The organism is Kitasatospora sp. NPDC101176 (assembly GCF_044768035.1).
GTDB lineage: Bacteria > Actinomycetota > Actinomycetes > Streptomycetales > Streptomycetaceae > Kitasatospora.
Window position 1 is genome coordinate 23,770 of record NZ_JBIWPA010000047.1, and the last position, 18,378, is coordinate 42,147.

Here is an 18,378-nt window from a genome sequence, read left to right on the forward strand (position 1 = left end):
CTGTCGCACCCTCAGGGGGAGTTCGCCATGCCCAAGTCCGTCATGCCCAAGTCCGCCGCGCGCACCTCCGCCGCCCGCCGCCTGCTCGCCGTCTCCGGCCTCGCCGTGCTCGCGCTCGCCGCCACCGCCTGCGGGCCCGACTCGGGCGACGGGTACGGCGGGAGCGGCGCGTCGACCGCCGCCGCCCCGGCCGCCACGACTCCGGCCCCGGCGGGCGGCGACTCCTCCGCGGTCCGGCTCGTCGCCGCCAAGTCGGCCACGCTCGGACCGATCGTCACCGACTCCGCCGGCCGGACCCTGTACCGCTTCGACAAGGACACCGCCAAGCCCTCCGCGAGCACCTGCGTGGACGCCTGCGCCGCGAAGTGGCCGCCGGTGACCTCCTCGGACGCGGTGCAGGTCACCGGTGTCGAGTCCGGCCTGGTCGGCAGCGTGACCAGGCCGGACGGGACGAAGCAGGTCACCCTCAACGGCTGGCCGCTCTACCGCTTCGCCGGGGACACCGCGGCCGGGCAGACCAACGGACAGGGCGTCGGCGGCACCTGGTTCGCCAGCACGCCCGAGGGGAAGAAGGCGCCCGGCACCCCCGCCCAGGCGCCCGCGCAGGGCGCGACGACGACCCCGTCGACGGCTGCGTCCCAGGCCGGCGGCTACACCGGGGGCTACTGACCCACCCGCCGACCCCGCCCGCGGCGGCGGGGCGCCCCGGGCGGCTGGACGGCCGGGGTGGCCCCGCCTTGCCCGCGCGGCGGCCCGTCACCCAGACTGTCGCGGTGCACCAGGACCGCCATCGCCACCGGTTGGGGGGCGCCGCGTTCCCGGTCGGCGTCCTGCTCTGCCTCGCCCTCGGGCTGTCCCTGCTGGTGGTCCGCTTCCGGCCGGGCGGGCCCGGACCGGCGGACGGGTTCGTCGACATCACCGCGGTCACCGCCGCCGCACCCGCACCGCCGGCCACCGGCCCGGACGCCTCCACCGGCTCGTACGCGCAGGACTGCGGACGCAACCGGGAGGGGCACCGCAACGCCGACAACGTGGTGGTCTCCCCCGGCACGGTCGGCGGCGCCCACCACGTGCACGACTACGTCGGCAACCTCTCCACCGACGCGGACTCCACCGACGACAGCCTCGCCGCCGCCGCGACCACCTGCACCGACGGCGACCGCTCCTCGTACTACTGGCCGGTGCTCCGCCGCACCGACCGCGCCGGCACCGCGGTGCCCTCCGACGACCCGCACGGGAACACCGGCGAGATCCTCGCCCCCGAGACCGTCACCGTCGAGTACCTCGGCAACCCCTGGAGCAAGGTCGTCCCGATGCCGCGCTTCCTGCGGCTCCTGGAGGGCGACCCGACCGCCGCCACCGACGGCGGCGCCGAGGCCGGCGCCCGCTGGAGCTGCACGGGCTTCGCCGGCCGCGCCACCACCGACCGCTACCCGCTCTGCCCCGCCGGCAGCCTCCTCACCCGCACCCTGGACTTCCCCAGCTGCTGGGACGGGCGCGGCACGGACAGCCCGGGCCACCGCTCCCACGTACGCTTCCCGTCCGCCTCCGGCGTCTGCCCGCACGACACCTTCCCGATCCCGCATCTGCGCGTGACCGTCGGCTACCGCCCGCCGCCGCCCGGGGCCTTCGCCCTGGACGCCTTCCCCGAACAGCACCACAGCCCGCTCACCGACCACGCGGTGTTCATCGGCCTGATGACCGACCGGCAGGCGGCCGGGGTGGCGGCCTGCCTCAACGAGAACCGCACCTGTCGGGAATCCGGTTGAACCGGACGGCGCCCGCGTACGTGCTGGACGTGGACCCGACGACGGAGGAATGGCGGATGGCGAGGACACGACCAGGCGGGCGGCAGGACGCCGCCGACGAGGCACTGATCCGGACGCTCTACGAGCAGCACGGCGGCGCACTGCTCGCCTACGCCATCCGGCTCACCGGAGACCGTGCGGCGGCCGAGGACGCCGTCCAGGAGACCCTGATCCGGGCCTGGCGCAACCCGGAGGCCCTGACCGAGGCCCGCGGGTCGGTGCGGGGCTGGCTGCTGACCGTGGAGCGCAACCTGATCACCGACCGGTTCCGGGCCCGCGCCGCCCGGCCCGCCGAGGTCGCGGAGGTGTCCGAGGAGACGGCCACCGTGCCGGTCGAGCTCGACCACGCCGACGGCGTGGTGGAGACCCTGGTGATGTCGCAGGCGCTGGAGCGGCTCTCCCCCGAGCACCGCGAGGTGCTGCGGTCGATCTACTTCCAGCGGCTGTCGGTCACCGAGGCCGCGGCGCAGCTGGGGATACCGGCCGGAACGGTCAAGTCCCGCGCGCACTACGCGCTCCGGGCACTCAAACGCTCGTACACCGGCAGGACGGGGACGTGGCAGGAGGTGTCGGTGTGACCACGGACGAAGCGAACACGAACGGCATGGACCCGAACGGCGCGACCGGCGCGACCGGCGCGGGCCGGGACGGCAGCGGCGCGCACGGCACGGGCTCGAACGGCGCGCACGACCGGAGCGCGGAGCTCGTCGGCGCCTACGTCCTGGGCGTGCTCGATCCCGCCGAGACGGCGGCGCTCGAACGACACCTGGCCGACTGCCCGACCTGCCGTCAGGAGGTGACCGAGTTGCGGGAGCTGGAGACCGTCCTGGGCGAGGTGCCGCCCGAACTGCTCGTGGACGGCCCGCCCGAGGGCGGAGACCTGCTGCTGCAGCGCACCCTGCGGCAGGCCAGGACGGAACGCGGCTCGGTGCTGCTCCGGCGGCGGGCCCGGATCGGCGCGGTCGCGGCCGTCGCGGCCGCCGCGGCGCTGGTCCTGGGGATCGCGCTGGGCCGCAGCACCGACACCGCACCACCGGTGGCCGCCGGCCCGGCTCCGAACACCGCCACCGCCACCGCGCCACCCGCGGGGACCCGGACCGGCTCCGTGACGGATCCGGCCACCGGAGCCCGGATGACGCTGACGGTCACTCCGGCGATGGGCTGGGTCCGGGTGAACGCGGCGGTCACCGGCATCCCGGCCGGCCAGCGCTGCCACCTGGTGGTCAACGGCAGGAACGGGGCCACGGCGGACGCGGGCAGCTGGCTGGTCTCCGCCGTGGGGGCCAAGTCCGGCACCACACTGGACGGTTCGGCCATCGTCGCGCCGGAGGAGGTGACCTCGGTGTCGGTCGTGAACGAGTCCGGGCAGACCTTCGTGACCGTCCCGGTGTAGACCCCGCCGTCCCGCACACCGCCGTCGGCCCCGGAGCTCTCCGGGGGCCGGCGGCGGCCGGCGGCGGCCGGGGTCAGGGAAGCAGGACGGCCTTGCCCCGGTTGCGGCGGGCCTCCAGATCGGCGTGCGCCCGGGCGGCCTCGGCAAGCGGGTAGGTGCGCCGGATGGGCAGCGTCAGCCGTCCGGTCGAGGCCAGCTCCACCAGCTGCGGCAGCCCGTCCTCACCCTGCTCGGTGGTACCGGCGCTGAAGCGCACCCCGTGCCGGGCGGCCGCCATGTCGGCGATGGTGATCACCCTGCCCGCGTCGCCGGTCAGGGCGACGGAGTCGGCGAGCACTCCGGCGCCGGAGGCGTCGAACACGAAGTCCACGCCGCCCGGGGCCGCGGCGCGGACCCGCTCCACCCAGCCGTCGCCGTAGCGGACCGCGGTGGCGCCCAGGGCGGTGACCCGCTCGACGTCCCGCTCGGCGACGGTGCCGATGACGGTGATGCCGCGGGCGACGGCCAGCTGCACCGCGATGACACCGACGCTGCCGGCCGCACCGTGGACGAGCAGCGTCCGCCCCTCCGGCACGCCCAGCTGGCCCAGGACGCGGAAGGCGGTCCGGCCGACCGTGACCAGGGACGCGGCGACCTCCCACGACAGCGCGGCGGGCTTGGCCACCGGCCCCTCCAACAGGGCCTGCTCGGCGTAGCCCCCGCCCACGGCGACGCCCAGGACCTCGTCGCCCACCGCCGCGGCGGCTCCTTCCCCGACCGCCTCCACCACGCCGGCCGCGTCCAGGCCGGGGACCACCGGGAAGCGGGCCGGGGCGGCCTCGGCCATCAGGCCGGAGCGGATCTTCAGGTCGAGCGGGTTGACCGAGGCCGCCCGCACCCGGATCCGGACCTGGCCGGGGCCGGGCTCGGGGGCGTCCACCTCGGTGAGGCGGAGCACCTCGGGCGGGCCGTACGCGGAGAAGGTGATCGCAGTGGACATCGGGAGCTCCCGGGTCGCAGGGGTCTTGGGGGGAGGTGGGGGTGCGGGGGTACCAGGCGGTTCGGACCCACTGTGCGGCCACCACGGCGGCCGCGCAGGTGACGGCGCCGCGGAGGGCCGTGCCGGGGCGGCGCCGCAGGTGGCCGCACCGGTCAGGCGTCGAGAGTGGGGTAGTCGGTGTAGCCGCGGTGGTCGCCGCCGTAGAAGGTGGCCGCGTCCGGGGTGTTGAACGGGCCGCCGGCGGCGAGCCGGGCCGGCAGGTCGGGGTTGGCCAGGAACAGCGCGCCGAAGGCGATCATGTCCGCGGTGCCGTCCTCGACCAGTGCCAGCGCGTCCGGGCCGGTCGGGTCCGGGTGGGTGAACGGATTGAGGACGAAGGCGCCGGGGAACCGCTCGCGCAGCTCCCGGGTCAGTTCCCGGTCCGGCCCCTCCAGTACGTGCAGGTAGGCCGGGCCGATCGGTCCGAGCGCCGCCACCAGGGCCCGGTAGGTGGCCCGGTGGTCGTCCTCGGCGATGTCGTTGTACGGGTTCGCCGGGGAGATCCGCAGGCCCACCCGCTCGGGGCCGACGGCGTCGGCGACCGCACGGACCACCTCCACCGCGAAGCGGATCCGGCCCGCGGTGTCGCCGCCCCAGCCGTCGGTGCGCCGGTTGGCGTTCGGGGCGAGGAACTGGTGGATCAGGTAGCCGTTGGCGCCGTGGATCTCCACGCCGTCGAACCCGGCCTCGACGGCGTTGCGGGCCGCGGCGGCGAAGTCGGCGATCGTCCGCCGGATCCCGGCCTCGTCCAGTTCCTCCGGCGTCACGAAGTCCTTCGGGCCCTCGTGGGTGAACACCTGCCCCTCGGCGGCCACGGCCGACGGCCCCACCGGGACCAGGCCGTCGGGCAGCAGGCTCGGGTGGCCGATCCGCCCGGTGTGCATCAGCTGCGCGAAGATCACGCCGCCCTCGCGGTGCACGGCGTCGGTCACCGTCCGCCACGCCCGCACCTGGCCGGGCGTGTGGAGGCCGGGGGTGTTCGGGTAGCCCTGCCCGACCGCCGAGGGCTGGATGCCCTCCGTGACGATCAGGCCTGCGCCGGCGCGCTGCGCGTAGTACTGCGCCATCAGCTCGGTCGGCTCCCCGCCGGGGCCGAACGCGCGACTGCGGGTCATCGGCGCCATCGCGACCCGGCTGGTCAGGCTCCTGCCGCCCAGGACGATCGGATCGAAAGCAGTGGTCATGGTCTCTTCCCTCGCAACCAGTGGTGGGCGGTGTCCCCGTCCCATCCGGCGTCACAGTTACCTGCTCGAACAGGTAAACGCGGGGGAGGCATTCCCGACCCGCGATGTGACCTGCGCCACGTGCTTTGAACAGCCGAAATCGCCGCGCGTAGGTCTGCGGCCCCGCGCTGGCGGCCTCGCGCGATAGCGTTGCCTGACCGATCAGGAAGTGAGGACGAGATGACGCAGTCCACCCCGGAGCCCGGGCCGGTTCCGGCGGGAGCCCGGACGGAACCGAGCGTCCCGGTACCGGCCACGGCCGGCGGCGGGCCCATCAGCCACGCGATCTTCCGCCTCGCCCGCCTCCACCGCATGTTCGCCGGGCAGCTCCTGCGCCGCATCGGCCTGCACCCGGGCCAGGAGCTGGTGATGATGCACCTGTGGGAGCTCGGCGCCCAGCGCCAGACCGACCTGGTGCGGCTCCTGGACTCCGACGCCGCCACCATGACCCGCACCGTCCAGCGCCTGGAACAGGCCGGATTCGTCCGCCGACGCCCCTCGCCCACCGATCGGCGCGCCTCCCTCATCGAGCCCACGGCGGCCAGCCAGGCCCTGCGCCACGAGGTCGAACAGGCCTGGAGCCGGCTGGAGGAGCTCGTGGCGGCCGGCCTGACCACCGACGAACGCACCGAGGCCCGGCTCACCCTGGAACGCCTGGAGCAGAACCTCCTCCAGGCCGCCGCCGAGACCCCGGACCCGGAGGCGGACACGGAGCGGTAGCCCACCGGGACGGCGGGCCCCGTCCGACGCTCCGGGTGCCCGGGGGCGGCTCGGTCAGGCGTGGGCCGCGGCGCACTCCGGGTGGCCCCAGCTGCCGCCGACCTTGGTGATCTTGTCGCCCTTGGCGTACGGACGGGCGCACGGGCAGGTGCCGGGGTAGCGGGCGGCCAGGGTCCGGGAGCCTCCGGAGGAGGACGCCCGCTTCGCGGCCGGGGCTCCGGCCGGGCGGCTCGAGCGCGGTGCGGAGGCCCGGACCGGGTCCGGTTCGGGCAGGTCGGCGGCCGTGCCGCCGGCGGCCTCCTGGGTGCGGGCGGCGTCGCTGGCGGCCTTGTCGGCGATGGCGTTCAGCGGGTCGCCGTCCACCTGGTGGGCGGGCACGTACACGAAGGTGACGTCCCGCCCCGCCAGCAGCTCGTCGATCTGCTGGATCAGCTCGCGGTTGGCCACCGGCTTGCCCGCGGCGGTCTTCCAGCCGTTGCGCTTCCAGCCCACCAGCCACTTGGTGACCGCGTCGCGGGTGTACGTGCTGTCCAGCCGGACCTCCAGCGGCAGCGCGGGATCCGTCGCCGAGAGCAGCTGGAGGAGGGCGGTCAGCTCGCCCACGTTGTTGGTGCTGTGCCCGAGCGGGCCGGCCTGCCAGCGCTGCGGGACCCCGGCGCCGTCGGCCACCACGTAGGCCCAGGCCGCCGGCCCGGGGTTCCCCTTGGCCGCTCCGTCACACGCCGCGATGAGTCGTTCGATCATGCCCCCGATCATGCCAGGGCGCGGGCGGCTCCTTCACCGGTCGCTCCGATCACAGCCTTCTCGGCTCCGGTCGGCCCCGCTCGGCTCCGGTCAGCCCCGGAGCAGCGGCAGCAGCAGGGCTGCGGACCAGCTGAAGCCGGTGGCGTTGCGCCCCTCCCCGGTCAGCGGGTCGTAGTTCTCCCGCACCGGGCCGTCGCCGCCGAGCCCACCGGCCGCCGCCAGCAGCCGCTCCACGGCCCGGCGGGCGTCCTCGTCCCAGCCGTACCGGCGCAGGCCCTCGACGGCGAAGTAGGTCTGGTCGATCCAGGCGAGCCCGCGCCAGTAGCCGGCCGGGTCGAAGGCCGCGGAACTGCGGGCGACCGTCGGGAACGGCAGTGCGGTCCCGAACTCCGCCGGGTCGAGCAGGTGGCCGCGGACGGCGCGGGCCTGGGCGGGCGAGGCGGTGCCGGACCAGAGCGGGATCGCGCCCTCGATGCCGCGGCCCCGGGTGGTGAGCCGGGCGCCGGTGGTCAGGTCGGTGTCGTGGAACCAGCCGGTGGCCTGGTCGAACATGGTGTCGCGGACGGCGCGGTCGATCCGCCCGGCCCGTTCGCACAGCCGCTCGGCGGCGGGCCGGTCCCCCAGCTCGGCGGCGATCAGGGCCAGGTTGCGGTGGTCCGCGGCCAGGTAGGCGTTGAGGTCGACGGAGCGCTGTGCGAGGGACCAGCCCCGCAGGGCGCCGTCGCCGCCGCGGTTGGCGACGACCGTCGCGCCGAGGGCCGCGTCGAAGCGGGGCGCGTTGTCCATGCCGGACTCCCAGGCCGCGGCCTGGCGACAGTCCTCCGGTCCGGCATTGGCCTCGTCCACGGTGGCGCCGTACTCGCACAGGCCTTCGCCGAGGTGGTCGCGGGTGCGGTACCACCAGTCCTGGTAGGCGGTCAGCCGGGGCAGCATCTCGCGCAGGAAGGCCCGGTCCCCGCTCTGCCGGTAGACCCCCCAGACCGCCCAGGAGGCCAGCGGGGGCTTGGAGTTGCGCTCGTTCCAGTTGCCGCCCCCGGTGCTCGGGTCGTTGTAGAAGACGCAGTCCGGGATCATCCCGGCGTCCTGCGGGCGAGTGGTCGAGTCGGCCCGGATCTGGTGGTCGAACATCGCCCGGATCTGGTTCGCGGCGAGGTCGGGCGCGAAGAGGGCGGTGCCGACGGCCTGCTTCCAGGTGTCCCAGGCCCAGACCCCGTTGAACCACTTGTACGAGATCGAGGGGGTGACGGCGTCGTGCCGGATCCGCCCGGCCGGGCTGCGCCAGTTGGTGACCAGGGTCTGCACGCACTTGACGGCCGTGCGGCGGCGCGCGGCCGGAACCCCGGCGGTCGCCCGGGCCAGGTACCCGGCCCAGCGGGCGGCGCCGGCCGCCGCGACCCGCTCCGGCGCCCACAGGGCGGCGTCCGCCTCGGCGGCGGCCCGGTCGTACTCGGCCGCGGTGAAGGTGTAGCTCTCCGCCCAGTCGAGGATCCGGGCCTCCCCGGGTGCCAGCCGGACGGCGTCGACCCGCTCGGTCCGGTGGCCGTCGCCGCCGACGGTGACCCGGACGGGCTCCGCGTGCCGGACCGAGAAGCGCTCGGTGCCGTCGGTCAGGTAGTCCCACGTCCTGCGGACCCGCGCGAACCGGACCTCCACGCCGCGATCGGCGGCCACCAGGCGCGGAGCGTCGCGCTGCGGCGCGTCGGTCGGGCGCAGCAGGGTGCCGGTCCAGGCGACCTGGAGGGTCCGTACGCCGCTGCCGCCGTTGGCCAGCCGGGCCCGGACCAGGGCGGTGCGGTTCCCGGCGAAGCGCAGCTCCAGGGTGAGGGCCAGGCCGGCGCCCAGCGCGTAGGACTGGCGCAGCAGGCCGGGGAGGGAGGTGAGCCGGGGCGCACCGGCGGCGGCGAGGTCCAGCTCCCGGCCCCGTTCGGTCAGCCGGATGCGGCTGAGGCCGTCGCTGAGCCACCAGGGGTACTCCTGGGCGAGGTGGAGCGGCCCGGTGAAGCCGCCGAGCCGGTCCTGCGGGCGCGGCAGGGCGTACGCGTGCCAGGCGCCGAGGTCGGCGAAGACGGTGATCGGGTTGTTGCCGCCGGCGTCCCCGGGGTAGGCCTGCGCGGGCGTGCCGTGCAGGTCGAGGACGTCGGGGTAGCGCTCGAGCGCTCGGGCGGCGGTGTCCTCGGGACCGGGCCCGGCGGGGGCCTCGTCGGCGGCGGCTTCCGAGGGACCGGGGGGACCGGCCAGGGCGAGGGCGGTCCCGCCGGCGGCGGTGGCGGCGGTGGCGAGGAAGTGCCGGCGGGTCAACGGGCTCACGTGGGCTCCTCGGCGGGTCGGGGGCGGCGACGGGAGGTGCGGGGACAGCTTGCCTTCCGAGGAGCGGATGCCCAAGACCGCGTGGGGGCCGCCGACCTGACCGGCGCGGCGAGCGGAGCCCGCGACGGCGCCTCGCCGCCGGGGCCTGCCGGGTCACGCCGTTGCGCCGGCGCCGGCGTCGGCGAGCGGCGACGTCGGCGGACGGCGGACGGCGGACGGCGGACGGCGGACGGCGGACGGCGGACGGCGGACGGGCCGCTGCTACGGGACCAGCACGATCTTGCCTGCGACGGTGCCGGACTCGGCCAGCCGCATGGCTTCCGCGGCCCGGGCCAGCGGGAGTTCGGCGGCGACCCGGGCGGTGACCTCGCCTCGCGCGAGGGCCGCGAAGACCTCGGTGAGGTCGGCGCTCAACCGGGCGCGGAAGCGGTCGCGGCCGAGCGCGCGGCCCGCCCAGACGTTGTAGAAGTAGGCGCTGCGGCGGTTGGGCAGCGCGTTCCAGAGCCACACCCGGCCCAGCAGCCGGAGCACGGGCCACTGCTTGGAGCCCTGGTCGTCGCGGGTGGACGCGCTGCCGTAGGAGACGAGCGTGCCGCCGGGGGCGAGCAGCCGCCAGGAGTCGACGATGCCTTCGCCGCCGACGTGGTCGAAGACGGCGTCGACCCCGCCGGGGGCGAGTTCCCGCACCCGCGCCGGGACGTCCTCGGTGCGGTAGTCGACGGGCAGCACGCCCTGGGCGCGCAGGCTCTGGTGGTGGCGCCGGGAGGCGGTGCCGATCACCGTCGCCCCGGCGGCGAGGGCGAGCTGGACGAGGACGGTGCCGACACCGCCGTTGGCGCCGTGCACCAGCACGGTGTCACCGGCGCGGACCCGGGCCTTGCGGTGCAGCATCTGCCAGGCGGTGATGCCGTTGACGACCACCGTCTCGGCCTCCGCGGCGCCGATCTCCCCGGGCACGGCCACCAGGTCCGCCGCGTCGATGGCCATGTGGCTGGCCCAGCCGCCGACCTTCACCAGCGCGGCGACCCGGGTGCCGACGAGCCGGGCGTCGACGCCGGGGCCGACGGTGAGCACGGTGCCGACCAGGTCGTAGCCGGGCACGAAGGGGAAGGGCGGCTGGTCGTAGTAGCGGCCGCGGCGCATCTGCTGTTCGGCGAAGGAGACCCCGGTGGCCTCCACCCGGACCACGGCCTGGCCGGCCCCGGCGGTCGGGACGGCTCCGTGGCGCAGCTGCAGGCCTTCCGGCTCCACCACGCCCGGGAGCACGACCTCGACCAGCTGCTCGGCGGCGGGCTGGCCGGCGGCGGTGTCCGCGAGGGTCGGGCCGGCGTTCGGGTTCGCGTTCAGGTTCGCGTTCAGGTCGGCGTTCAGGTCGGCGTTCATGTCGGTCTCCACTCGTCGGTCGCGTTATGCGCTCTCTCGTTCGTTAGAAGTTATAACCCCTCGGGAAGGCGAGCGTCAACAACTCCAGTGATAGCCTCTAACCGAACGAGCCGACACAGCCACACCGACGAAAGGCGGCCGGCCATGGCGGAGACAGCGGCGAGCAAGGGCGACGCGGCCACCCCCCGCGAGCGCTACCGCTCCCAGGTCCGCACCGAGATCAAGGAGCGCGCCTGGGAGCAGATCGCGACCGCCGGGGCCTCCGCGCTCTCGCTGAACGCGATCGCCCGGCAGATGGGCATGAGCGGCCCCGCGCTGTACCGCTACTTCGCCGGTCGAGACGACCTGATCACCGAGCTCATCCGGGACGGCTACCGCAGCCTGGCCGACGCCTTCCGGGCCGCGGCCGAGGGCGGCGCCGACCTCGCCGGGCTGGCCGACACCCTGCGCCACTGGGCCCTGGCCGACCCGCAGCGCTACTTCCTGCTCTACGGCACGCCCGTCCCCGGCTACCACGCGCCGCCGGACACCACCGCGATCACCGGCGAGATCATGGCCGTGATCCTGGACGCCTGCGCCGCCCTCCCGGCCGCGACCCCGGATCCGGAGGACGGCCCCGGCGCCGGATTCGACGCCGACCTCGCGACCAACCGGGCCTGGGCCGGCGACCACCCCGCCCCGCCCCGGGCCCTGCGCCGCGCGCTCGGCTTCTGGACCCGGCTGCACGGCGCCCTCTCCCTCGAGCTCGCCGGGCACTTCACCGGCATGCGCTTCGACCCCGCACTGCTCTACGCCGCCGAACTGGACTCCCTGCGGTCCCGCTGAGCCGCGCTCACTTCGACCGGCAACCGCCGGGCACGCGTGCGCACGGGTGCACGCGGCCGGGCCTACGATGGCCGGATGAGCAACGGCGAGGTTCCGGCAGCTGCACACCACTCGCACCAGCGCGGGGGCGAGCGCCTGGAGGTGGCCGCGTCCGTGCTGACGATGCTGGCCGACCGCACCCGGCTGGCACTGCTGGAGCGGCTCGGCCGGGGCGAGGCGGACGTCACCACCCTGACCGAGGCGACCGGCGCGGCCCGGCCGTCCGTCAGCCAGCACCTGGCCAAACTGCGCCTGGCCGGTTTGGTGACCACCCGCAAGGACGGGCGGCGGGTGGTCTACTCGCTGCGCCACGGCCACCTGCGCCGGCTCGTCGACGAGGCGCTCAACGTGGCCGACCACCAGATCGGCCACCTGCCGCCGCACGACTGACCACCACGGTCGGCGGGGCGCGGTCACCGCCAGAGGGGCGCGGACACCGGCCCGGGCGCGGCGGGCGGCCATCCATGCAACAGGTGCACAGGTACGCACGCATTAACTATGATGATGCGGCACTCCCACCGACGAACCGGACGGGGCCGCCATGCTGTCCGTACTGCGCAACCGTGCGTACCGCCGCCTGTTCACCGCCCAGGTCGTCGCCCTGGTCGGCACCGGACTGGCCACCGTCGCGCTGTCGCTGCTGGCCTACGACCTCGCCGGGGCCGACGCCTCCGCCGTACTCGGCACCGCACTGGCGATCAAGATGGTCGCCTACGTCACGGTCGCCCCGGTCGCCGGCGCGCTCGCCGGCCGGATACCCCGGCGGGCCCTCCTGGCCGGGATGGACCTCACCCGGGCGGGCGTCGCGCTCGCCCTGCCGTTCGTCGACAGCGTGTGGCAGGTCTACCTGCTGATCCTCCTGCTGCAGGCCGCCTCCGCCGCGTTCACCCCGACCTTCCAGGCCACCATCCCGGACGTGCTGCCCGCCGAGCGGGACTTCACCCGGGCGCTGTCCATGTCCCGTCTCGCCTACGACCTGGAATCACTGTTCAGCCCGGCGCTCGCCGCGCTGCTGCTCACCGCCGTCAGCTACGACTGGCTCTTCCTCGGCACGACGGCCGGCTTCCTCGCCTCCGCCGCGCTGGTCGTCTCCACCGTGCTGCCCAGGCCCGCGCCAGTCGAGCGGTCCGACGGCGGGCGCCCCGGCGACGGCCGCGCCAGGGCCCGGGCCGGCGGCCGGCTGTTCCGGGCCACCCCGCGGCTACGGGCCCTGCTCGCCCTCGACCTCGCGGTCGCCGCCGCGGGGGCGATCGTCTTCGTCGACACCGTCGTGGTGGTGCGCGACCACTTCCACCGCCCGGCTGGCGCCGTCTCGCTCGCCCTCGGCGCGTACGGCGCGGGCTCGATGCTCACCGCACTGCTGCTGCCCCGCCTGCTGGCCGGGGTCGGCGACCGGGCGGTGATGCTGCCCGCCGCGTTCGCCCTGCCCGCCGTCCTGGGCGCCGTCGGCGCGGTCACCGCCACCGGGCCCGGCGCCTGGTCGTGGGCGGCCCTGCTGGCGGCCTGGGCGCTGGTCGGCGCCGGCAGCTCGGCGATCCTCACCCCCGGCGGCCGGCTCATCCGGCGCTCCGCGACCGACGCCGACCTGCCCGCCGCCTTCGCCGCCCAGTTCTCGCTCTCGCACGGCTGCTGGCTGCTCACCTACCCACTGGCCGGCTGGCTGGCGGCGGGCGCCGGCCTGCCCGCCACCGCCGTCACGCTCGGGCTGCTCGCGCTGGCCGGGGCGGTGGGCGCCGCCGCCCTGTGGCCGGCCCACGACCCGGACGCGCTCGACCACCTGCACACCGATCTGCCCGCCGGGCACCCCCACCTCGCCGACGCCCACCCCGCCCGCACCGGCGGCTGGCAGCACGGCCACCACTACGTCATCGACCAGGACCACCGCAGCTGGCCCCGCCCCGGCCGCACCCACGCCTCGCTCGGCTGAGCCGCGCCGGACCCGGGCGCTCCGCCCCGTCCGTCCGGACACCCCGCGCCCGGGGGTCAGGTAGGCCCGGGGGTCAGGCGCGGCCGGTGCGCCAGGTGTCGATGCCGACCAGGATCGCCTCCAGGCCCTGGGCGTACCCCTCGTCGAAGTCGCCGAACATCACCGGGCCCGCCGCGGCGGCGAGCGGGTGGGCGGCGAGGCGTTCGGCGCGGGCCTCCAGGTCGTACCCGGCCTCGCCGACGAAGGGGTTGGGGCCCATCGCCTGCTGCTCGACGGTGTAGCCGATCGTGTAGCTGTAGCCGGTGTACCAGGCGCGGGCGGCCGCGGTCAGGGTGAAGCCGGCGTCGACGAGCAGGCGCAGCCCGGCGTCCAGCCCGGCGGCGTACGAGGTGTCCGTGAACCGGGCGCCGCTGTAGACCCGGGCGCCGTCGCGGTAACGGAGCAGCTGCGCGCGCAGCCCGTGCATGGCGGCGCGGTAGGCCTTGCGCCAGTCCCCGACGGGCGGCTCCCCGGCGGAGTCCATCCGCCGCATCATCTCGGTCGCCATCTCGTCGAGCAGCGCCTGCTTGTCCTTGAAGTGCCAGTACAGCGCGGGCGCCTTGACGTCCAGTTCGGCGGCGATGGCGCGCAGGGTGAGCCCGTCCAGGCCCACCTCGTCGAGGAGTCTCAGAGCGGTGTCGGCGACCAGTTTCCGGTCGAGCCTGGGGGATTTCTGCGGGGTCACGGTTGACAGTTTAACGCCGTTAAGTGGATGCTTCCGTCACCAACCCACTTAACAACGTTAAGGAGTGGCCATGGCCTCCTCGGAGACGGCTGTGCACACGGACGTCCTGATCGTCGGCGCCGGCCCCACCGGCCTCGCCCTCGCCGTCGACCTCGCCCGGCGCGGCGTGGACGCCCTGCTCGTCGAGCGCGGCACCGCGCTCTTCCCCGGCTCCCGCGGCAAGGGGCTCCAGCCGCGCACGCTGGAGGTGCTGGACGACCTCGGCGTCCTGGCGGAGGTCCGCGCGGCGTCCGGGCACTACCCGCCGAACCAGTTCTGGCAGGACGGCGAGCGCCAGGGCTCGCGCCGGATGTACGACCCGACCGAGCCCTCGGAGGCCGCGCCGTACACCGAGACGCTGATGCTGCCGCAGTCGCGCACCCAGCGGATCCTGCACGACCGGCTCCGCGAACTGGGCGGCGGCGTGGAGTTCGGGCACGAGCTGGTCGGCCTGACCCAGGACGCGGACGGCGTCACCGCCGAGTTCGCGGCCGTCGGCCCCGTCCGGGCGCGCTACGCCGTCGCCGCCGACGGCGGGCGCTCGACCGTCCGGCGGCTGCTCGGCATCGGGATGACCGGCGAGACCGTCGACCCGGATCCGCTCCTCGTCGCCGACGTGCTGCTCACCGGGCTGGACCGCGAGCACTGGCACGTCTTCCCCGCCGACGAGGACTCCGGCGAGGGCCTGCTGGCCGCCTGCCCGCTGCCCGACGCGGAGCCGCTGTTCCAGCTCGTCGCGCAGTTCCGGGCGGGCACCGCCGTCGATCCGTCCCTGGAGGGCCTGCGCCGGGTGGTCGCCACCCGCACGCACCTGACCCCCGACCAGGTCCTGGAGGTCCGGTGGGCCTCGGAGTTCCGGCCGCGGGCCGCGCTGGCGGACCGCTTCCGCGCGGGCCGGGTGTTCCTGGCCGGCGACGCCGCCCACGTGCACTCCCCGGCCGGCGCCCAGGGCCTCAACACCAGCATCCAGGACGCCTACAACCTGGGCTGGAAGCTGGGCGCGGTCCTCGCGGGCGACGCCCCGCCGGCCCTGCTCGACAGCTACCAGGAGGAGCGCCGCGCCAACGCCGCCGACATGCTGGAGCTGTCGACGAAGGTGCACCGCGGCGAGGTCCGCCGGGGCCTGGCGACCCAGCAACTCGGCCTCGGCTACCGGGAGTCGACGCTCAGCACGGAGACCCGGCGTGACCTTCCCGAGGGCGCCCTGCGGGCCGGCGACCGCGCTCCGGACGGGATCCGCGGCGGCACCAGGCTCTTCGACGCCTTCCGCGGGCCGCACTGGACCCTGCTGGTCGTCGGCACCGGGGCCGCGGCTCCGGAGGCCGCCTGCCCCGTCGTCCGCATCCCGGCCTACGAGGCCTACGGCAGCGGACTCTTCCTCGTCCGCCCGGACGGCTACCTCGGCTGGGCCGGAGCGACGGCGGACGGTCTCGCGGCGTACGCGGCCCGGGTCGGGGCACCCGTCGGCTGACGGCGGCCCTCCGGAGGAGCGCCCGGGTCGGCACCCGCCCCGGGCTCCTGGTGCCCGTCCTGGCGGTCATCGCACTCGCCCCGTGGAGCTGGAAGGCGCCGCTGATCGCCTTCGCCTGCGCGGTGATCACCTGCGGCGTCCAGGAGGCCGCCTCCGCGGCGGCGCCGGCCGGCGGCCGGGCCGTCCCGCCCGTGCCGGCCTCCGCCTGACGCGTCCGGGCTCCACGCCCCGCGACGGCTCCCACCGGGCCCCGTCGTGGGGCACGCGCGTGTCGAGCCCCGCTGTCAGGCCAGGTGGAGGCGGACGCCGGAGTCCGTGAACGCCTTCCCCTGCGCCGCCGGCAGCCCGTCGTCCGTCACCAGGTCGTGGACCTCGGAGAGCGGGCAGATCGAGGCGAAGGTGACCCGGCCGACCTTGGTGCTGTCGGCCACGATCACCGAACGCGCGCTGCTGCGCAGGAACGCGCGGTCGGTCTGGGCCTCCATCTCGTCGTGCGTGGTGCAGCCCTCCTGCGGGGTCAGGCCGTCCACGCCGATGAAGGCGATGTCCAGGTGGTACTGCGCGAGCATCCGGTCCGCCGCCGGGCCGACCAGCTCGTAGCTCGCCGACCGCGCCAGCCCGCCGATGACCACCAGGCGGGTCTCCGGGCGGACGATCAGTTCGGCGGCGATGTTGACGGCGTTGGTGACGACCGTCAGACCGCCCCGCTCGGCCAGCACCCGGGCCAGCTCCGTGGTGGTCGTCCCGCCGCTGAGGCCCACCACCGCGCCCTCGGGGACGAGTTCGGCGGCCGCCCGGGCGATCCGCCGCTTCTCCTCCTGCTGCTTCTCGCTGCGGTGGCGCAGCGGCAGTTCGAGGTTGACGGCCCCGGTCACCGCGCCGCCGCGGGTGCGGTGCAGCAGCCCCTGCTCGTGCAGCTCCTGGAGGTCGCGGCGGACCGTCGCGCCGGAGACCCCGAGCAGCTCGGAGAGCGCGTGCACGTCCGCGCTCCCCACCTCACCGATGTGGGACAGGATCCGGGCCGCGCGATCAGCTTTGAGCATGACCGGAGTGTAGCTCTCGGGCCCGACAGGGCACTCCACCAGAGCGGATTCCCGCGTCAGCCCGGAGCGGGACCCGGGGCGGGGCTGCGCAGAACTGACTCAAATGGCATGCACCGATCAATATTGAGCAGCGCCACCGCCACCCCGAATGGCGACGCACCCTCCTCCTTCTCTGCTCAAACTTGCACTGATTCCGCCCGCCGCTCAGCGGCTGAGCAAGAACGCGCAACGGGCAACGGGCCGCCCTCCGTCATGGTCGAGCCGTGTCCACACTGCAACACTTCGGTAACGCGGGTGGCCCGTCGGGCCGCCAGAGATGCACACTCTCCTTCACCCGATGCTCAATCATGACTCGACCCAGCCCCGAGTAATCATCTTCGTGCACGCTTCCCGCTTGCACGACCTCGCCGGGCCTGGAACAACCCGGGACGGCCTCACGCGCAAAGGCGGAATCCATGAAGCGGCGTCTTCTCACCCTGTCGGCGGCCACGGCGAGCGCGGCACTCGCGCTGTCCGCGTGCGGGAGCGGCTCCGACGGCTCCACCTCCGCCGACGGCGTCACCACGATCAGGTTCGTCGCCGCCGACTACGGCTCCAACGGCCAGAACCCCGGCCAGGAGTACTGGCAGGGCGTCATCTCCGCCTTCCAGCAGCAGAACCCGAAGATCCGGGTCGACCTCCAGGTGATCAACTGGAACGACATCGACACCCAGGTCAAGACCATGGTGCAGAACGGCAACCAGCCCGACGTCCTGCAGACCGGCGGGTACGCCGACTTCGCCAAGAACGGACAGCTCTACCCCGCCACGGACGTCCTCTCCCCCGACACCGCCCAGGACTTCATCCCCGCGATGGCCAAGGCCGGCACCCAGGAGGGCACCCAGTACGGCATCCCCTTCGTCTCCAGCGCCCGGATGTTCCTGATCAACAACGCCCTCTTCCGCAAGGCCGGCCTCGACCCGGCCAAACCGCCCACCACCTGGGACGAGGTCACCACCGCCGCCACCGCGCTCAAGGCCGCGGGCGTCGAGGTCCCGCTCGGCCTGCCGCTGGGCCGGGAGGAGGCCCAGGGCGAGTCCTTCATCTGGATGCTGGAGAACAAGGGCGGCTACCAGGACGCCGGCGGCGCCTACACCATCAACTCCCCCGCCAACGTGGAGACCTTCGGCCGGCTGAAGAGCTGGGTCGACGCGGGCCTGACCGAGCAGAGCCCCGCCTCCGTCAACCGCACCGACCTCACCAAGGACTTCGCCTCCAGCAAGGTCGGGATGATGAACGGCTTCCCCGGCCAGCTCGCGGACGTCAAGGCGATGGACGTCAGCTGGGCGGCGATGCCCAGCAAGGACGGCGCCACCAAGTCCACCCTCGGCGTCGGCGACTGGGTGATGGCCTTCAAGAAGCGCGGCCACAAGGACCAGGTCAAGGCCTTCCTCGACTTCGCCTACCGCCAGGAGAACACGGTGCGGTTCGCCAAGGAGTACAACCTGCTGCCGGTCACCCGTTCCGCGCTCACCGCCATGCAGGCCGATCCGGACGGCAAGCCGCTCCAGCCCTTCCTGCAGATCCTGCCGACCGCCACCTTCTACCCGCTGAGCGACCCGACGTGGCCCGGCGTCTCCGCCCAGGTCAAGGTCCAGATCGGCAGCGCCCTCAAGGACCCGAAGAAGGCCCTGGACGCGCTCCAGCAGGCCGCCGAACAAGCCGGGCAGTAGCC

Annotated in this window: 18 protein-coding genes; 11 read left to right on the plus strand and 7 right to left on the minus strand. The window is 75.0% G+C overall.

All coding sequences use genetic code 11. The annotated features are described in order from the left end of the window. The first annotated feature begins 27 nt into the window (after positions 1-27). The 4 genes from ACIRS1_RS36990 (at position 28) to ACIRS1_RS37005 (ending at position 3,201) form a co-directional block, all read left to right on the plus strand. On the plus strand, positions 28-669 hold the full coding sequence (locus ACIRS1_RS36990; protein ID WP_402846910.1) for a hypothetical protein: 642 nt from the start codon (positions 28-30) through the stop codon (positions 667-669). Positions 670-773: 104 nt separating this feature from the next. After that, positions 774-1,769 carry a DUF1996 domain-containing protein gene (locus ACIRS1_RS36995; protein ID WP_402846912.1) on the plus strand — a complete coding sequence of 332 codons (996 nt, stop codon included), beginning with the start codon at positions 774-776 and terminating at the stop codon, positions 1,767-1,769. 56 nt (positions 1,770-1,825) lie between these two features. Beyond that, entirely contained in the window at positions 1,826-2,386 is a 561-nt protein-coding gene (locus tag ACIRS1_RS37000; protein ID WP_402846914.1) for a sigma-70 family RNA polymerase sigma factor, read from the plus strand. Then, positions 2,383-3,201 carry an anti-sigma factor family protein gene (locus ACIRS1_RS37005; protein WP_402846917.1) on the plus strand — a complete coding sequence of 273 codons (819 nt, stop codon included), beginning with the start codon at positions 2,383-2,385 and terminating at the stop codon, positions 3,199-3,201. Before ACIRS1_RS37000 ends, ACIRS1_RS37005 begins: the two co-directional genes overlap by 4 nt. 73 nt (positions 3,202-3,274) lie before the next feature. Here the strand turns inward: ACIRS1_RS37005 and ACIRS1_RS37010 are convergent, their stop codons facing one another. Beyond that, positions 3,275-4,180, minus strand: coding sequence for an NADP-dependent oxidoreductase (locus ACIRS1_RS37010; RefSeq protein ID WP_402846918.1), 906 nt, complete (start codon positions 4,178-4,180; stop codon positions 3,275-3,277). A gap of 152 nt (positions 4,181-4,332) precedes the next feature. After that, positions 4,333-5,403: an alkene reductase gene (locus ACIRS1_RS37015; RefSeq protein WP_402846920.1), complete on the minus strand. Its 1,071-nt coding sequence runs from the start codon at positions 5,401-5,403 to the stop codon at positions 4,333-4,335. 219 nt (positions 5,404-5,622) lie between these two features. Here ACIRS1_RS37015 and ACIRS1_RS37020 point away from each other — a divergent pair, with 219 nt between their 5' ends. After that, entirely contained in the window at positions 5,623-6,162 is a 540-nt protein-coding gene (locus ACIRS1_RS37020; protein ID WP_402846921.1) for a MarR family winged helix-turn-helix transcriptional regulator, read from the plus strand. A 54-nt stretch (positions 6,163-6,216) separates the two neighbouring features. Here ACIRS1_RS37020 and ACIRS1_RS37025 read toward each other — a convergent pair whose 3' ends face one another. From ACIRS1_RS37025 to ACIRS1_RS37035, 3 genes are all read right to left on the minus strand, one after another. Further along, on the minus strand, positions 6,217-6,906 hold the full coding sequence (locus ACIRS1_RS37025; protein WP_402846923.1) for a ribonuclease H: 690 nt from the start codon (positions 6,904-6,906) through the stop codon (positions 6,217-6,219). A 90-nt stretch (positions 6,907-6,996) separates the two neighbouring features. Further along, positions 6,997-9,213 carry an MGH1-like glycoside hydrolase domain-containing protein gene (locus ACIRS1_RS37030; RefSeq protein ID WP_402846924.1) on the minus strand — a complete coding sequence of 739 codons (2,217 nt, stop codon included), beginning with the start codon at positions 9,211-9,213 and terminating at the stop codon, positions 6,997-6,999. A 261-nt stretch (positions 9,214-9,474) separates the two neighbouring features. Continuing rightward, on the minus strand, positions 9,475-10,596 hold the full coding sequence (locus ACIRS1_RS37035) for a medium chain dehydrogenase/reductase family protein (RefSeq protein WP_402846926.1): 1,122 nt from the start codon (positions 10,594-10,596) through the stop codon (positions 9,475-9,477). 144 nt (positions 10,597-10,740) lie between these two features. Between ACIRS1_RS37035 and ACIRS1_RS37040 the strand changes: the two genes are divergently transcribed. The 3 genes from ACIRS1_RS37040 (at position 10,741) to ACIRS1_RS37050 (ending at position 13,387) form a co-directional block, all read left to right on the plus strand. Further along, the gene (locus ACIRS1_RS37040; RefSeq protein ID WP_402846927.1) at positions 10,741-11,421 is read left to right on the plus strand and encodes a TetR/AcrR family transcriptional regulator; all 681 of its coding nucleotides are present in this window, start codon (positions 10,741-10,743) and stop codon (positions 11,419-11,421) included. Between the two features lie 75 nt (positions 11,422-11,496). Next, a complete protein-coding gene (locus tag ACIRS1_RS37045; protein WP_360222765.1) occupies positions 11,497-11,850 on the plus strand; it encodes a metalloregulator ArsR/SmtB family transcription factor in 354 nt (117 codons plus the stop codon). 151 nt (positions 11,851-12,001) lie between these two features. Next, positions 12,002-13,387, plus strand: coding sequence for an MFS transporter (locus tag ACIRS1_RS37050; RefSeq protein ID WP_402846929.1), 1,386 nt, complete (start codon positions 12,002-12,004; stop codon positions 13,385-13,387). Positions 13,388-13,460: 73 nt separating this feature from the next. On the opposite strand, the gene ACIRS1_RS37055 is transcribed toward ACIRS1_RS37050, so the two are convergent. After that, positions 13,461-14,111, minus strand: coding sequence for a TetR/AcrR family transcriptional regulator C-terminal domain-containing protein (locus tag ACIRS1_RS37055; RefSeq protein ID WP_402846930.1), 651 nt, complete (start codon positions 14,109-14,111; stop codon positions 13,461-13,463). 70 nt (positions 14,112-14,181) lie between these two features. Here ACIRS1_RS37055 and ACIRS1_RS37060 point away from each other — a divergent pair, with 70 nt between their 5' ends. Both ACIRS1_RS37060 and ACIRS1_RS37065 read left to right on the plus strand, forming a co-directional pair. Beyond that, positions 14,182-15,621: an FAD-dependent monooxygenase gene (locus tag ACIRS1_RS37060; RefSeq protein WP_402846932.1), complete on the plus strand. Its 1,440-nt coding sequence runs from the start codon at positions 14,182-14,184 to the stop codon at positions 15,619-15,621. A 50-nt stretch (positions 15,622-15,671) separates the two neighbouring features. Next, positions 15,672-15,830, plus strand: coding sequence for a hypothetical protein (locus tag ACIRS1_RS37065; RefSeq protein ID WP_402846933.1), 159 nt, complete (start codon positions 15,672-15,674; stop codon positions 15,828-15,830). 75 nt (positions 15,831-15,905) lie between these two features. Here ACIRS1_RS37065 and ACIRS1_RS37070 read toward each other — a convergent pair whose 3' ends face one another. Continuing rightward, positions 15,906-16,664: a DeoR/GlpR family DNA-binding transcription regulator gene (locus ACIRS1_RS37070; RefSeq protein WP_360222751.1), complete on the minus strand. Its 759-nt coding sequence runs from the start codon at positions 16,662-16,664 to the stop codon at positions 15,906-15,908. Positions 16,665-17,119: 455 nt separating this feature from the next. Between ACIRS1_RS37070 and ACIRS1_RS37075 the strand changes: the two genes are divergently transcribed. Further along, positions 17,120-18,376 (plus strand): extracellular solute-binding protein, encoded by a 1,257-nt coding sequence (locus ACIRS1_RS37075; RefSeq protein WP_402846935.1) that lies wholly within the window; start codon positions 17,120-17,122, stop codon positions 18,374-18,376. The last annotated feature ends 2 nt before the right edge of the window (positions 18,377-18,378 follow it).